This is a genomic window from Robertmurraya kyonggiensis (assembly GCF_005116465.1).
Lineage (GTDB): Bacteria > Bacillota > Bacilli > Bacillales > Cytobacillaceae > Robertmurraya > Robertmurraya kyonggiensis.
The window spans coordinates 2067213-2082626 of sequence record NZ_SWBM01000001.1 but is presented as its reverse complement, the minus strand read 5'-3'; the positions used below and the strand labels follow the sequence as shown (position 1 = coordinate 2082626).

17 protein-coding genes are annotated in these 15414 nt (G+C 37.7%); 10 read left to right on the top strand and 7 right to left on the bottom strand.

The genetic code is table 11. From position 1 onward, the window contains the following. Positions 1-63: 63 nt before the first annotated feature. Positions 64-1008 carry a 4-hydroxy-3-methylbut-2-enyl diphosphate reductase gene (locus FA727_RS10495; RefSeq protein WP_136830832.1) on the bottom strand — a complete coding sequence of 315 codons (945 nt, stop codon included), beginning with the start codon at positions 1006-1008 and terminating at the stop codon, positions 64-66. Between the two features lie 370 nt (positions 1009-1378). Beyond that, positions 1379-1948 (bottom strand): VrrA/YqfQ family protein, encoded by a 570-nt coding sequence (gene vrrA, locus FA727_RS10490; RefSeq protein ID WP_136830831.1) that lies wholly within the window; start codon positions 1946-1948, stop codon positions 1379-1381. Between the two features lie 268 nt (positions 1949-2216). Between vrrA and FA727_RS10485 the strand changes: the two genes are divergently transcribed. Beyond that, positions 2217-3527 carry a DEAD/DEAH box helicase gene (locus FA727_RS10485; protein WP_136830830.1) on the top strand — a complete coding sequence of 437 codons (1311 nt, stop codon included), beginning with the start codon at positions 2217-2219 and terminating at the stop codon, positions 3525-3527. Positions 3528-3546: 19 nt separating this feature from the next. Next, a complete protein-coding gene (locus tag FA727_RS10480) occupies positions 3547-4440 on the top strand; it encodes a deoxyribonuclease IV (RefSeq protein ID WP_136830829.1) in 894 nt (297 codons plus the stop codon). A 55-nt stretch (positions 4441-4495) separates the two neighbouring features. On the opposite strand, the gene FA727_RS10475 is transcribed toward FA727_RS10480, so the two are convergent. Beyond that, positions 4496-4750: a DUF2624 domain-containing protein gene (locus FA727_RS10475; protein ID WP_136830828.1), complete on the bottom strand. Its 255-nt coding sequence runs from the start codon at positions 4748-4750 to the stop codon at positions 4496-4498. A gap of 135 nt (positions 4751-4885) precedes the next feature. Between FA727_RS10475 and FA727_RS10470 the strand changes: the two genes are divergently transcribed. From FA727_RS10470 to zur, 3 genes are read left to right on the top strand one after another with little or no spacing between them, the layout of a single operon-like run. After that, complete coding sequence (locus tag FA727_RS10470; protein WP_136830827.1) at positions 4886-5674, top strand: metal ABC transporter ATP-binding protein; 789 nt, start codon at positions 4886-4888, stop codon at positions 5672-5674. Then, complete coding sequence (locus tag FA727_RS10465; RefSeq protein WP_136830826.1) at positions 5671-6522, top strand: metal ABC transporter permease; 852 nt, start codon at positions 5671-5673, stop codon at positions 6520-6522. The genes FA727_RS10470 and FA727_RS10465 overlap by 4 nt, the downstream gene beginning before the upstream one ends. Positions 6523-6526: 4 nt before the next feature. Then, the gene (gene zur / locus FA727_RS10460) at positions 6527-6940 is read left to right on the top strand and encodes a zinc uptake transcriptional repressor Zur (protein WP_136830825.1); all 414 of its coding nucleotides are present in this window, start codon (positions 6527-6529) and stop codon (positions 6938-6940) included. A 12-nt stretch (positions 6941-6952) separates the two neighbouring features. Here the strand turns inward: zur and FA727_RS10455 are convergent, their stop codons facing one another. Then, on the bottom strand, positions 6953-7525 hold the full coding sequence (locus FA727_RS10455) for a hypothetical protein (RefSeq protein WP_136830824.1): 573 nt from the start codon (positions 7523-7525) through the stop codon (positions 6953-6955). A gap of 137 nt (positions 7526-7662) precedes the next feature. Between FA727_RS10455 and FA727_RS10450 the strand changes: the two genes are divergently transcribed. Next, a complete protein-coding gene (locus tag FA727_RS10450; protein ID WP_136830823.1) occupies positions 7663-8055 on the top strand; it encodes a phage shock protein B in 393 nt (130 codons plus the stop codon). A 72-nt stretch (positions 8056-8127) separates the two neighbouring features. Here the strand turns inward: FA727_RS10450 and ispG are convergent, their stop codons facing one another. Next, complete coding sequence (ispG, locus tag FA727_RS10445) at positions 8128-9237, bottom strand: flavodoxin-dependent (E)-4-hydroxy-3-methylbut-2-enyl-diphosphate synthase (RefSeq protein ID WP_213084013.1); 1110 nt, start codon at positions 9235-9237, stop codon at positions 8128-8130. A 188-nt stretch (positions 9238-9425) separates the two neighbouring features. Beyond that, a complete protein-coding gene (gene yqfZ / locus FA727_RS10440; protein WP_136830821.1) occupies positions 9426-9770 on the bottom strand; it encodes a protein YqfZ in 345 nt (114 codons plus the stop codon). A 259-nt stretch (positions 9771-10029) separates the two neighbouring features. On the opposite strand from yqfZ, the gene FA727_RS10435 reads away from it, so the two are divergent. Both FA727_RS10435 and FA727_RS10430 read left to right on the top strand, forming a co-directional pair. After that, complete coding sequence (locus FA727_RS10435; RefSeq protein WP_136831064.1) at positions 10030-11640, top strand: Na/Pi cotransporter family protein; 1611 nt, start codon at positions 10030-10032, stop codon at positions 11638-11640. Between the two features lie 105 nt (positions 11641-11745). Then, positions 11746-12225, top strand: coding sequence for a DUF456 domain-containing protein (locus FA727_RS10430; RefSeq protein WP_136830820.1), 480 nt, complete (start codon positions 11746-11748; stop codon positions 12223-12225). Positions 12226-12293: 68 nt separating this feature from the next. Here the strand turns inward: FA727_RS10430 and FA727_RS10425 are convergent, their stop codons facing one another. Further along, the gene (locus tag FA727_RS10425) at positions 12294-12989 is read right to left on the bottom strand and encodes a Crp/Fnr family transcriptional regulator (protein WP_136830819.1); all 696 of its coding nucleotides are present in this window, start codon (positions 12987-12989) and stop codon (positions 12294-12296) included. A 403-nt stretch (positions 12990-13392) separates the two neighbouring features. Here FA727_RS10425 and sodA point away from each other — a divergent pair, with 403 nt between their 5' ends. Together sodA and FA727_RS10415 are read left to right on the top strand one after the other, a co-directional pair. Further along, positions 13393-14001, top strand: coding sequence for a superoxide dismutase SodA (sodA, locus tag FA727_RS10420; protein WP_136830818.1), 609 nt, complete (start codon positions 13393-13395; stop codon positions 13999-14001). 156 nt (positions 14002-14157) lie between these two features. Then, positions 14158-15363, top strand: coding sequence for an MFS transporter (locus FA727_RS10415; protein WP_136830817.1), 1206 nt, complete (start codon positions 14158-14160; stop codon positions 15361-15363). Positions 15364-15414 lie beyond the last annotated feature (51 nt).

The following is a 15414-nucleotide window of genomic DNA, read 5'->3' as shown; positions in this document are numbered from 1 at the left end:
CAGACCTAATAGTGAACATATTAAAAAGAGAAGCTGTCCCCAAGGGGCAGCTTCTCTCATATTTTACTTAACAGTTTTCACTTTAGGTAAAATTTTGCTTAAAGGAACATTCTTTTCAGTTTTCCAAGTTGATTCATCATTTGGATCAAACTGCTCAATAAAAGCAATAACCTCTTTTGTAATCGGTGTTGGAGTAGATGCTCCAGACGTTACAGCTACATTTTTCGCATCCTTAATCCACTCAATGTTCAGCTCGCTCAAATCGCCAATGCGATAAGCCTTCGTCCCAGCAATTTCTTCTGATACCTGCGCCAAACGATTCGAGTTATTACTCTTTGGATCCCCAACAACAATCGTTACGTCAGCTTCCCCAGCTTTTTGTGCTACCGCTTCCTGACGAACCTGTGTTGCATTACAAATTTCATTATGAAATTCTGCATGAGGATATTTTTCTAACAATAGTTCAACGATATGTTTAACATCCCATTGACTCATCGTTGTTTGGTTCGTCACAATAATTTTGTCAAAATTAAGATTTAAATTTTTTACATCCTCTTCTGATTCAACAAGGTGTACGATATCAGGAGCTACACCTACTGCTCCTTCAGGCTCGGGATGTCCCTTTTTACCAATATAAATAACTTGATAACCTTCTGCCTTTTTCTCACGGATAAGGTCATGAGTTCTTGTTACATCTGGACAAGTAGCATCTAGCGTGACAAGACCTTTCTTTTTTGCTAACTCTCGTACTTCTGGTGAAATACCGTGAGCTGTAAAAATAACCGTTCCTGTATCCACTTTTTCAAGGATTTCAAGGCGGTTGCTACCATCTAAAGTGATAATGCCTTCTTCTTCAAAAGCATCGGTAACGTGTTTATTATGAACAATCATACCGAGGATATAAATAGGTCTCGGTAATGTTTTATCTAAAGCCGCATTTCTCGCAATTACCATGGCATCGACAACACCGTAGCAATAGCCGCGTGGAGAAATTTTGATTACATCCATTTAAAGTCCAACCTCCTATAAAAAGCAAAACATGCTCTCAATCTATGAATCCATTATATCGGACTTCTAGGAAAACCTCAATTTGAGGAAGTTGGAAATTAAAAAGGCTCTTTTCGCAAAGATTATTGCTTTTAGATAAAAATTGACTTAAATGAATAGCCAGATTTCCTTTTAAAACAGTAAATGGGCAGCGAAAAGTACCGTGCAAAAATATTTATAGCACTAAACCATGTAGGAGGTGGATATACCACCTTATAGGTGGATAAACCACCTTGTAGGTGTAAATGTCGGCTTCTGGACATTTACGAAAAAAACAATAATCGATAAGAAAACAGCGAAGAAAAAGAATGCTTCCTAAACAGCATTCTTTCTACACGTATAACTTTGGAACAGACTGTCCTTTGTTCGATTTTCCTTGTTCCATCGGTTCTAAATTTTCTTTCATGCTTTCTCTATTACTTGAAGGCTTGCGTTCTGATGTACGTTTTGTCTCTTTTGCTGGTTCTTCAGTGGAAGTATTTTCTTCTGAGTCCGATGGCAAATCTTTAAATCCTTTATACAGTTTCCATAGAGACGGAAGATTTCGTACAATTGGTCCATACTGCTGTACCATAGGTCCAACTTGTTGAGCCGTGTTCAACACTTTTTGCGTATTCGTTAAAAAACCATTAAGGGCACTAGGATCCGTTAATCTTTTTAAGAGCCCTCCGCCGCTGCTACTACGTCCAGCAGCTGAAGCTGGTCCAAAGGAAAATGGATTTGCTCCTCCCGCTTGCCTTCCTCCTCTACCTAAGATTTTAGCAAGTAATCCACCTCCGCCTCTTGACGGGCCAGGTGCTCTCATTCCGCCTCCCATTCGATTCATCTGGGGGAAACTCCCCCTTGGCATTCTTGGTGGCATCATTCGTGGTGGAAGAGGTCCTCTCATTCTTGGTTGCATACTGAGTCCTCCTTTCAATCATTCGGAACTCATTTTAAGTTCATCTCTCCTATTAACCTATGCATAAAATGAGGAATGGTTTAAGACTTTTGCGGATGTTGATTGTATTTTCGATTAATCAATAATTTCAAATGCTTTGTATGCGTACTTTCGAAAAAAATGCTTATTTGAAAAAAGATGGCAAGCAAATTGGCACAACAGGGAAAACTTTATTATAATGGAATGATGACAATACCTATAGGTAGGATTTATTAAAAGGAGCAGGAAAATGACAGAATCAAAATTTAAGATATATGAGTTTAAACCGTTTATAATGGAGGCGTTGGACAAAATTGGTTTTTATGAACCAACAGAAATTCAACAGAAACTTATCCCTCTCGTTTTAAAAGGGGAAAGTGCCATCGGACAATCGCAAACAGGAACGGGAAAAACGCATTCTTACATATTGCCGATTATCGAAAAAATAGACCCAGCTAAAAAAGAGGTACAAGCTGTTATCACAGCTCCTACTAGAGAGCTTGCCAATCAAATTTATCATGAGATTATAAAGGTAACAGAACACGCAACTGAAAACGAAATCACAACTCGTTTATTTATCGGTGGAACAGATAAGCAAAGGGCAATCGAAAAGCTAAAGACTCAGCCACATATTGTTGTAGGGACGCCAGGAAGAATTAATGACCTAACAAAGGATCAAGCCTTATTTGTTCATAAGGCAAATACCCTTGTGGTCGACGAAGCAGATTTAATGCTTGATATGGGCTTTATTGAAGACGTGGATCAAATTGCTTCAAAAATGCCTCAAAAGCTGCAAATACTTGTATTTTCCGCGACAATTCCGGAAAAGCTCAAACCATTTTTGAAAAAATACTTAGAAAATCCGAAGTATATTCAAATTGAGCCAAAGCAATTAACTGCTGCAAATATTGATCATTATCTGATTCCATCAAGACATCGCGACAAAAAGGAAATGGTATATGAAGTTTTAACTGCTGTAAATCCGTATTTGGCAATTGTGTTTACAAACACGAAAAAGATGGCAGATACAGTGGCAGACTCCTTAACTCAGAAAGGGCTGAAGGTTGGAAGAATCCATGGAAATCTTAGCCCGAGAGAACGTAAAAAAATGATGAAGCAAATTTGGGATTTGGAATACCAATATATCGTTGCGACTGATTTAGCGGCTCGAGGAATTGATATTGAAGGCGTCAGCCATGTTATTAACTATGAGCTTCCAAGTGATTTAGACTTCTATGTGCACCGTGTAGGACGAACAGCTCGAGCAGGAAAAGGGGGACTTGCCCTCACAATCTATACGCAGTCTGATGAGGATGCTTTGAACCGATTAGAAACCCTTGGCGTTGAATTTAAGAATGTGGACGTCAAGCAAGGGGAAATTGTTGAAATTGGTGACCGCAATAAGCGTAAAAAGCGTGTAAGACAGCAGAATGAAGTCGATGCAATGGCAAAATCGTTTGTAAAGAAGCCGACAAAGGTTAAGCCTGGTTATAAGAAAAAGATGCAGTGGGAAATGGATAAAATAAAGAAGCGACAAAATCGTATAAAGCGGAAAAAGTAAAGCAAAGGGAGAGGATTGTATGTTGAAAATTGGATCACATGTTTCCATGAGTGGAAAGGAAATGCTGCTAGGGGCAAGTCAAGAAGCAGTATCTTACGGTGCCAATACATTCATGATCTATACAGGTGCCCCGCAAAATACTCGAAGAAAAAAACTCGAGGAATTAAATATTGAAGCTGGTCTTTTGCATATGAAGGAACATGGTATTGATGAAATTGTTGTTCATGCTCCGTACATCATTAATATTGGGAATACGACAAATCCAGATACGTTTGATTTAGGTGTCCGTTTTCTCAGAACTGAAATTGATCGCACAGAGGCACTTGGTGCAAAGCAAATCGTACTTCATCCAGGTGCTCATGTAGGTGCTGGAGCTGAAGCGGGAATTAAGAAGATTATTGAGGGCTTAAACGAGGTTTTAACTGGCCAAGAAACGTTGCAAATTGCTTTAGAAACAATGGCTGGTAAAGGTTCGGAATGCGGAAGAACTTTCGAAGAGATCGCGATGATTATTGATGGTGTTACGCACAATGATCGCCTCTCAGTTTGTTTTGACACTTGTCACACACATGATGCAGGCTACAATCTGGTTGAGGATTTTGATGGCGTGCTAAATGAATTTGATAAAATTGTTGGCATTGACCGCATCAAGGTCCTTCATATTAATGATAGTAAAAATGAGCGTGGTGCAAGTAAAGACCGCCATGAAAACATTGGTTTTGGGCATATTGGCTTTGAGGCCCTTAACTATATTGTGCACCACCCACAATTAGGGGCCATTCCAAAGATATTAGAAACACCGTTTGTAGGAGAAGATAAGAATAATAAAAAGGCTCCGTACAAGCATGAAATTGCGATGCTTCGCAGCAAAGAATTTAATGAGAATTTATTGGAGAATATATTAGCTGAATAGAAAGTATGAGCTGACGAGAGCTGCCTTTATTAGCGGATCTCGTCAGCTTTTTATGTCACTTCACTAATCCAAGTAATAGTCGATTCACTTGTTGTGCTGTGTCAGGACCGGCAATTTTAGCGATTTCTTTAATCACTTTATTGCGTTCAGCTTCATCAAACACATTCACATTTTTTCCTCTTAAGTAAGAAGCAATCGTATCAGCTTGATCTTTCGTAATTGAAATTTGAAACTGATTTCCATACTTTATTAAGTCTCTTCCAGTGATCGTATTAACTTTATGGTTGATAATGCTTTGAAAGATATTCATTCGTCCCACACCCCTTCTTTTTTAATGTATGAGACATAGAGTTCAATCGTGACGTGCAATACACTTTACTTTGAGGGATACTTCCTGTATACTACTAAATCGTAATGATTCTAATTTGGAAAACTAGGTGATATCATGAATTCAGGTCAACCTATCATTGAAATAAAGCAATTATCCTATCGATATGAAAAAGAAAATGTCTTAGAAAATATCGACATGACTGTCCCTCAAGGTTCTTTCTTAGCCGTTGTAGGACCAAATGGTTCGGGGAAATCGACTCTTTTGAAGCTCCTTCTTGGTCTCTTAAAAATTCAAGAAGGGGAAATCAAGATCTTCGGAGAAGATATCCAGCGTTTTAAGAATTGGCATTTAATCGGCTTTGTCTCACAAAAAGCTAATTCTTTTAATTCCGGTTTTCCAGCTACTGTTTATGAAGTAGTCGGAAGCGGCTTAACAAAGAAGGTTGGTTTATTTAAGTTTATGAACCAAAATGATCATCACAAAATTAAAGAGGCGATTGAATCTGTCGGTTTAACGAAGTTCATGAACCGTAATATTGGTGAGCTATCAGGTGGACAACAACAGCGTGTCTTTATTGCGAGAGCATTAGTGAGTGAACCGAAGTTGTTAATATTGGATGAGCCGACTGTAGGGGTCGATGCTCAAAATGTGCAGTCTTTTTATGAAATGTTAGAGGACCTAAATAAGGTTCGAGGCATTACATTATTACTCGTTACACACGATGTGGGTACAATTTCAGACAAGGTGACGGACGTAGCTTGCTTAAATAAGCATATGCATTTCCATGGAAAGTCGGAAGAGTTTGAAAAGCTACAGCATAATGAGATGTCACAGTTTTACGGACATGATGTTCATTTAATTACCCATGACCATGAGCATCATCATGAAGGAGCAAGAAGATGATTCAAGATATTTTACAATATGCATTTCTTCAAAATGCCTTTTTGGCCGGAATTATCATTGGGATTATAGCACCGTTATTAGGTGTTTTTATTGTTGTAAGAAGACTATCGTTAATTGCTGATGCTCTTAGCCATGTGACCTTGGCTGGGATTGCAGCAAGCTTACTTCTTGAAAAAAAATTCCTCATCTTTAGTGGACTGAATCCTTTATATATGGGAATGGTGTTTTCCGTTGGGGGTTCTTTATTTATTGAAAAACTAAGAAGTGTCTATAAACACTATCAAGAGCTAGCCATCCCGATTATTTTATCAGGAGGAATTGGCCTTGGAGCGATCTTTATTTCGCTTGCCGATGGTTTTAATACCGATTTATTTGGCTATTTATTTGGCAGTGTGAGCGCCGTCAGCAGAGCTGATTTATACACGATTCTCTTCATCAGTGTTTTTGTAATTGCTGCTATTATTGTACTGTACAAGGAATTATTTTTATTATCATTCGATGAAGAGCATGCAAAAGCTTCCGGAATAGCCGTGAAAAGTATCCATTTCGTCTTTATCATTATGGTCGCATTAGTCATCGCTTCATCTATGAGAATTGTCGGCATTCTTTTAGTATCGTCATTAATGACTTTGCCTGTTGCTGCAAGTATTCGTATTGCGAAGGGTTTTAAGCAGACAATTGTTTACTCACTTATTTTCGGGGAAACGTCCGTGATTGGCGGGTTAGTCCTTTCCTATTATCTTGATTTAGCTCCTGGTGGCACAATTGTCATGATTTCTGTGTTAATATTAGTAATAACGATATTGATCAAGAAGATAAATTCGGCAAGGCCTGTAAAAATGGGGTGAACGTATGAACGTAAATGAGGCTCTTCAATTATTGAAAGAAAAAGGTTATAAGCATACGGGAAAAAGAGAAGAAATGCTTGAATTGTTCTCCAATAGTGAGAGATATTTAACAGCTAAGGATGTCCTCGATGAAATGAAGGATGATTATCCGGGCTTAAGCTTTGATACGATTTATCGTAATTTATCGGTATTTGTGGATTTAGGTATTTTTGAAATGACGGAATTATCCGGGGAGAAGCATTTTCGATTTGCCTGTTCCCATAAAGAACACCATCATCACTTTATTTGTTTAGATTGTGGGAAAACAAAGGAAATCGATACTTGCCCGATGCAAAGCTTAAGAGAGAATTTACATGGCTTTGATATTTCTGGTCATAAATTTGAAATTTATGGGCGCTGCCCTGAATGTAATGCGTAGAGACAATGTTCTCTACGCATTTTCTTTTAGCCACTTATCAACCCACGCTTTAGCTTCGGACCAGCTGTGTACTCTGACTACGCCGTCAGGTACAGGGTCCTGGTTATAAGGTGTATTAAAAAGGATAACAGGAATATTGCATTGCTCGCAAATGGCAACGGCATTATCGTGCTTATCTTCGAAAAATATATCTACCTCATATTGTTTCGCTGCATTCACTTTGTCATGTGATCCAATTAATTCAATGTGATGAAAGGGCAAGTCCTGTTTCACAAACCATTCATTCGTTAACTCTAAAAGATGTTTGCTTCTTGCGCTAATAAAATATAAGTCATGAATCAGTTCCCATTCGCGTAAAACATTTTTGACTTCTTTTGTTAATGGGGATGCCTTGTAAATTTTTGCTTCATTATCCAACCACCATTTAGCAAATTCCGCTTGAGGAATATCAACATGTACGGATAAATCATACTCCTTAATATCGGAATAAGTAAGGGATAATCCGAAATCTTGATTCATATAAGGAACAATCGTGTCAGGGCTCGTAACGGTTCCATCGATGTCGATACCAAATTTTTTTCTCATAATAAACTCCTTTTATTTCGTGCTTCTTTATTTTAACCGATTTTAGCTCCGAAAAGAATGACAGACATTTACACTTTTAAAATCGACGTGAACGTTAAACAATAATAATGCTCCAAAGAAAGCGAGGGATTTCAAATATGGCAGATCAATACGATCAATACGGAAAGGCCCCTTATGCGAATTTAAGAAAAGACAATGGGGTCGAAGAGGTCGATTCACCTAGAACTGCAGATTATTTAGAGGAAACCTCAGCTGAAATGGCTGCACCAGTTACATTTGGACGATCGTACGATAACGACAGAGACTACGATACGGATAGAGACACTCGTACAGGAGGAACAGGTATGGGCTTTGCTGCCATTATCCTTTCCATCTTGTCTTTATTCGTAGCACCAATATTATTCGGGGCAGCTGGGATTATCCTTGGCTTTGTTGCACGAAGAAGAGGTGCACAAAGTCTTGGTAGTTGGGCAATCGGAATTGGAGTAGTATCGATTATCCTAGGGATTTTCATTCTCCCGTTTTTCTAAGCTATTGAAGAGTGGAGCACTTGAATAGCAAGAAAGGCTTGGCGATTATTCGCCAAGCCTTTCCTCAATATTTTATTTATTTAGAGCTGCTTCTTTTTCTTCTGCTTCTTTTTTTGCAAAATACTCAGCAGCAATTTGGTCGATTTCTTTCTTAAGTTCTTCAACCATTACTTCCTCAGGAACCTTACGAACGATTTTTCCTTTACGGAATAACAAACCTTCGCCGCGTGCTCCTGCGATACCGATATCTGCTTCTCTTGCCTCACCAGGACCGTTCACGGCACAACCTAGTACAGCTACCTTAATCGGTGCTTTAATAGTTGAAATATATTCTTCTACCTCATTGGCAATGCTGATTAGGTCGATTTCAATACGACCACAAGTTGGACATGAAATAAGCGTAGCAGCATTGGATGAAAGTCCAAATGATTTAAGAAGTTCCCTTGCAACTTTTACTTCCTCAACAGGATCTGCACTTAGTGAAATACGTAATGTATTTCCAATACCTTTGCTTAAAATAGCTCCGAGTCCTGCAGCACTTTTTACTGTACCCGCGAATAATGTACCTGATTCAGTGATCCCAAGGTGTAATGGATAATCAAAAGCTTTTGCGGCTTTTTCATATGCTTCAATCGCTAGGTTAACGTCCGAAGCCTTCATGGACACGATGATATCGTGAAAATCTAGGTCTTCAAGAATTTTAATATGGTGTAACGCACTCTCAACCATACCATCTGCAGTTGGGTAACCATATTTTTCAATAATTCTTTTTTCAAGTGAACCTGCATTGACACCAATACGAATTGGAATCCCTTTGGCCTTAGCTGCCTTTACGACCGCTTCAACCTTTTCTCTTTTTCCGATATTACCTGGATTGATACGGATTTTGTCTGCTCCACCTTCAATTGCTTTGAGGGCAAGCTTATAGTCAAAATGAATATCAACAACAAGCGGAATATTGATTTGCTTCTTAATGTCTGCAATCGCATCTGCCGCTCTTTCGTCTGGACAAGCTACACGGACGATTTGACAGCCGGCTTCTTCTAAACGTTTGATTTGAGCAACTGTTGCTTCCACATCATGTGTTTTAGTCGTTGTCATACTTTGAATTGCTAGTTCATTATTTCCCCCGATAGTTAGATTTCCAACTTTAACGGGGCGGGTTTTTGTACGATGTATAATTTCACTCAAGAGTGATTCGCTCCTTTTTAAAAAGAAATAAGCGTTAAGTAAAGTAATGATTTGCATCAGGTCGAAAACGTGTCTCTACCCTGAACAGTATAAACTACTTCAATATTATAACGCTAAATATACATTAATTGTATCAGTGAAGGAATCAACTTGACAAGAAACTTACTGGTTGAATTGGATTATTCATGTAAATTGGCATAGTCTGGGAATTTATAGGTCTTTCCAATTTGGATCTTTTCAGCTGATATGCCTTTGTTTAGACTGTTGAAATCATGAATCACTTCTTGGATAGAAACAGGAATAGCCGCATCTAGCTGTGATTCAATGATAGAAAGTACCGTGTCTCCACTATTAACCTCTTTTTCAAAATAATCCATTTCAGCGGTTGCAACTTCTTGTTCTGTATTCTCCACTTGTGCTGCAGTAGTCGTTTCAATTGTAATTGGTAGAGTTCCTTTACTTAGATCATAGTAAATGATAAACAAGATTAGGGCAATGATTCCTAGTCCGAATAATCGTTTCATGGATACTACTCCTTAATTGGGATTTTTCCATTCATATGCTTGTCTAACTAAAAATAGAACCATTGATAGATAAAAAAGTGTATGATTGAATTGTTATTTTTATTTTTGAAAAAAGTTTTTTGTAAATGTATTGTAAATATCGTCAATATTTCATTTACAATGAATCTCCAGTTCCTCATAATAATAGAGGTTTTACAGAATGGTTTGATGGAGCATCGGAAATTAGGAGTTGAAAAATTTGGGGATAAATGTTCAGCAAATGCTTTTTGAGTTTCTAGGTGGACTGGGTTTCTTTCTATTCGGGATAAAATATATGGGAGAAGGACTTCAGAGAACTGCTGGTGATAAGCTAAGGGATATTCTTAACCGTTTTACAACTAACCCCTTTATTGGCGTGTTAGCAGGAATTATTGTAACAGGGTTAATTCAGAGTAGTTCTGGTACAACCGTGATTATTGTTGGGTTAGTCAGTGCAGGTTACATGACATTACGACAGGCAATTGGGGTAATAATGGGTGCGAACATTGGAACAACTGTGACCGCCTTTATCATTGGGATCAATATCGAAGAATATGCATTACCGCTTGTCGCTATCGGTTCAATCATTCTATTCTTTTTTAAGAATAAGAGAATCCACAGCCTAGGACAAATTCTATTTGGATTTGGTGGGCTTTTCTTTGGTCTGGAGCTTATAAGTAAGGGCCTAAGACCACTTGGAAATCTAGAAACATTTCATGAATTCACCATAAATATGAGTGATAATCCTATTTTAGGCGTATTGATTGGAACGGTATTTACGATCATCGTTCAAAGCTCGAGCGCTACCGTTGGTATTTTACAGGGTCTCTTTGCGGAAGGGTTATTAGATATCCACGCAGTGTTACCCATTTTGTTTGGAGATAACATCGGGACGACGATTACAGCGGTGCTAGCATCTATTGGTGCATCTATTGCGGCTAAAAGAGCTGCTGCTACACATGTGTTGTTCAATCTAATCGGTACCACGATATTTATGATATTTTTGAAACCATTTACGATGTTTATCACGTATGTACAAAATACCTTAAATCTGAATCCAGAAATGACTATCGCTGTGGCGCACGGTACTTTTAACGTTACAAATACGATTATTCAATTTCCGTTTATTGCATTATTGGCCATGCTAGTAACAAAATTGATTCCGGGTGAGGATACTTTCTTAGAGTTTAAAGCAAGACATCTGGAGCCAGTTTTTATTGAACAATCTCCTTCCCTTGCGCTCGGACAAGCTAAGGAAGAGGTTTTACGAATGGGGCAGTTTGCCATTTTAGGGCTATCCGAAGCTAACTATTATCTTCGTACCAAGGCACAAAAGCATGCAGATTCAGCTATTAAGCTTGAAGAAGCGATCAACAATTTAGATAGGAAAATAACGAACTATTTGATTGAATTATCGTCTAGCTCATTGTCGGAAAATGAATCTACGGAACATTCTATTTTAGTTAATACAATTAGGGATATTGAACGGGTCGGAGACCACTTTGAAAATATTCTGGAGCTGGTAGATTATCAACTAGCGAATAGGGTAGGAATAACTGAGTCAGCGATGGAAGAACTTGAGGAGATGTTTGAGTTAACGATTATGACAGTTAAAGATGCTGTTAATGCACTGGACCATAACGATAAAGAATTGGCTCGGAATGTGATGAAAAAAGAAGAGCTTATAGATAAAATGGAACGTAAATTACGTAAGCAGCATATTCTGCGCTTGAGTGCTGGTGAATGCAGTGCGCAAAGTGGGATTGTTTTTGTAGATATCATAAGTAATCTTGAGAGAATTAGTGATCATGCTGTGAATATCGCTGAAGCGGTTTTAGGGGAAAGACAATAAGGGCAATTCGAGACTCGCCATTTGGCGGGTTTTTAATAATGGTTTTTTCTGCTGGAGTATGATTACATAGTTTATAAGCATAACTAAGGAAAAGGAGGTCGTTTTATGGAAATCGTCTATTGGGTCATCATAATAGCACTTTTTGTTATTTCGTTCGTTGGATTAATTTACCCAATCATCCCGAGTGTCGTGTTTTTGCTCGGTGGCTTTTTATTGTATGGTATTTTCTTTAGCTTTGAACCATTCAATTGGTTTTTCTGGCTTGTACAAGGGTTACTGATTGTCTTATTGTTTGGAGCAGACTTTGTTACGAATATGATCGGAGTAAAAAAATATGGTGGCACAAAAGCAGGAGTGTGGGGAAGTACGATTGGCCTTTTAGTTGGCCCATTTGTCATCCCTTTCTTAGGTATTATCATTGGCCCATTCCTTGGAGCAATTTTAGCCGAGGTAATCGTAAATAAAAAAGACTTTAAGAGTGCGGTATCCATTGGTTTTGGTTCGGTCATCGGTTTTGTAAGTAGTGTGATTACGAAAGGCGTAATTCAAGCCTTACAGATTATCTATTTTTTTATTGTAATTTGACGGGCTATAAAAAAATAAAAGCTGTTCCAAATGGAGTAAGATGACATCCATTGGAACAGCTGCTTTCATTAATTTATCCCGCATATTTCATAAGGACAGTTTTGACAATCGACAGTGTCCTTTAGATAGCTAATATTTTTGACGACCAATCGTTGTTGATTATAAGCAATAACATCCTTTTCTCGCAGCTCTTTTAACATACGTTGTATGACTTCACGTGTTCCGTAAGTGAAATTCGCGAGCTCTTGGTGGGTCAGCGGAAGATCAATTAATATTCCTTCATCAGTCATAATTCCATAACTATTGCATAATCGTATTATGATGGAATAAAGTCCGCCTTTTTTTCCATTCATCATTAAATCCTGGCATTTCATTTGCGCTTTTAAATATCGCGTACTTAGCCAAGATGATAAAGCGTTTTGAGCTACCGGATCCTTTTGAACAAATCGTTCAAAATCAGTTCGTTTGATCATCAACATTTCACAATCTGAAAGTGTTTTTGCGTAAAAGTGGTATTTAGGCTGTTGTTTATAGAGTTGATATTCAATCAGTAGCTCTTCTCCGGAAAGGATTTTGAGAATGAACTCCTTTCCTTTTACATGAACACGTCCGAGCGAGACACTTCCACGCAATAGGATGAACATGTAGTCGACAGAATCACTTTCATTAAAAAGTATCGTTCCAGCTTTATATTTTTGAATTGTTTCTTTATCAACAAACTCTTGTATGAGTAAACTGTACAAAGATAGGGATAGCTCATTCATAAATACCACTCCTAATGAATTACGTATTTTTTTAAAACAGATTGTGATATTCTTCACTTACTTAAAATATCGCAACTATCGGCTCGACTGTCAATATCACCTAGTCCTTGAAAACCTCTATTGATACGGTATTTAATGCCTTAATCGTTGCTATATATGGGTTAGTAGATTCATGACAAATTATCGAACTTTATGCTGAAATTAAAAAGGAATTTGGCTTTAGGTGTGGAATACTAAATAAGTGGAATGGTTATTATAGTTATGGTTACGAAAAGACAAATTATTTGAAACAATAATTCAGTTTTGGTAATCTTAACTTAATCACATTAGAAACATTTTTAATTCATAATGAGTCTAAGAATGCTTCTAAAAAACTATAGGATACATAGGGAGGAAATGAATCATGGCTTTTGAATTACCACAATTACCTTACGCTTATGACGCATTAGAACCGCATATCGACAAAGAAACAATGAATATTCACCACACAAAACACCACAACACTTATGTGACTAATTTAAATGCTGCATTAGAAGGTAACGTTGAACTTCTTTCTAAATCAGTTGAAGAAGTTGTTGCTAATTTAGATGCTGTTCCAGAAGCTGCACGTACTGCTGTACGTAACAATGGTGGTGGACATGCTAACCATTCTTTATTCTGGACAATCCTTTCTCCAAATGGTGGCGGAGCTCCTACTGGAGAATTAGCTGACGCAATTAACAGCAAATTTGGAAGCTTAGATAACTTCAAAGCTGAATTCACAAAGGCTGCTACAACACGCTTTGGTTCTGGTTGGGCTTGGCTAGTAGTTAACAATGGTGAATTAGAAGTAACTAGCACTCCAAACCAAGACTCTCCATTAATGGAAGGTAAGACTCCAGTTCTTGGACTTGATGTTTGGGAGCATGCTTACTACCTAAATTATCAAAACCGTCGCCCAGACTACATCGGTGCTTTCTGGAATGTAGTAAATTGGGATGAAGTTGCTAAACTTTACAGTGCTGCAAAATAAGAAGATTTTTAAAAGCAGAGGGATTTATCCCTTTGCTTTTTTTATGTTTTCTTTCAAAATACTTTGGACGTTAAAAAAATCCACAAAACAATTAAAAGTGAATAACGAACTTGTTTTTGTTAGAAACTACCCCTAGATATAAAGGGGAGTTTTTTTATGCGTAAAATGCTTGGAGATGTAGAATTAACTAAAGATTTGACACTGTTACTGATCATTGGTGGTTTGTATTCGTTAAGTGTTGCGTTATCAAATACATTCGTAAATATTTATTTATGGAAGCAATCAGGTGAGTTTTCAGATTTGGGAATGTATAACTTAGCTGTCGTCATTATGCAACCGATTACCTTTATCCTAGCAGGTAGGTGGGCCAAAAAAATTGACAGAGTGATTGTATTTAGAATCGGTGTCATTTTTTTAGCCCTATTTTATTTGACAGTCCTTTTAATAGGAACGAGTGCTTCAAAATTTTTACTTCTTCTTGGTGGATTATTAGGAATCGGTTATGGATTCTACTGGCTTGCTTACAATGTGTTAACCTTCGAAATCACTGAACCAGAATCGAGAGATTTTTTTAACGGTTTTTTAGGAATCTTGTCCTCCGTTGGTGGGATGATAGGACCGATTGCTGCTGGATTTATCATTGCGAAAATGAATAAAATGGTGGGATATTCAATTGTCTTTGGTATTTCTCTTGTCTTATTTTCTCTTGCTGTATTTTTAAGCTTTTTTATCAAAAGAAGGCCAGCGAAGGGGAAATATTATTTTGTTCGTATCCTCAAAGAACGAAAAGAAAATCGAAACTGGAGTCTGATTACGAACGCTAATTTTTTCCAAGGGTTTCGTGAAGGTACCTTTGCCTTCATCATTTCTGTGTTTGTATTTATTTCGACAGGAAGTGAGCTCTCTCTGGGAACCTTTGGGTTAATTAATTCCGGAATATCTTTTATTGCATACTATGTGGTTTCAAAGATGGTCAAAAAAGACATGCGAAAAAAAGCGATTCTCATTGGCGGAATCATTCTATACTTATCGATATTCGTAATTGTCTTTGAACCAACTTACATGAAGCTACTTATTTACGCTGGAATTATTGCAGTTGCCTACCCCTTATTACTTGTCCCGTATATATCCATGACCTATGACGTCATCGGAAGTGGCTGGAAAGCTGCTGAAATGAGAATTGAGTATATTGTTGTAAGGGAAATATATTTAAACGCAGGAAGAGCTGCCTCCATAATTTTGTTCCTCATTGGCATAGCTTTTTTTGACCCAGAGAAAATCACCCCAATCATTTTACTAATTCTCGGTGCTGGACATACGTTGATTTACTTCTTTGTTCGAAAAATAGAATTCTCCCAATGAATGGAAAGGTTTTGCTGCCTTTCCTTTTCCTTTGGAAAAATCTTTTTGTTG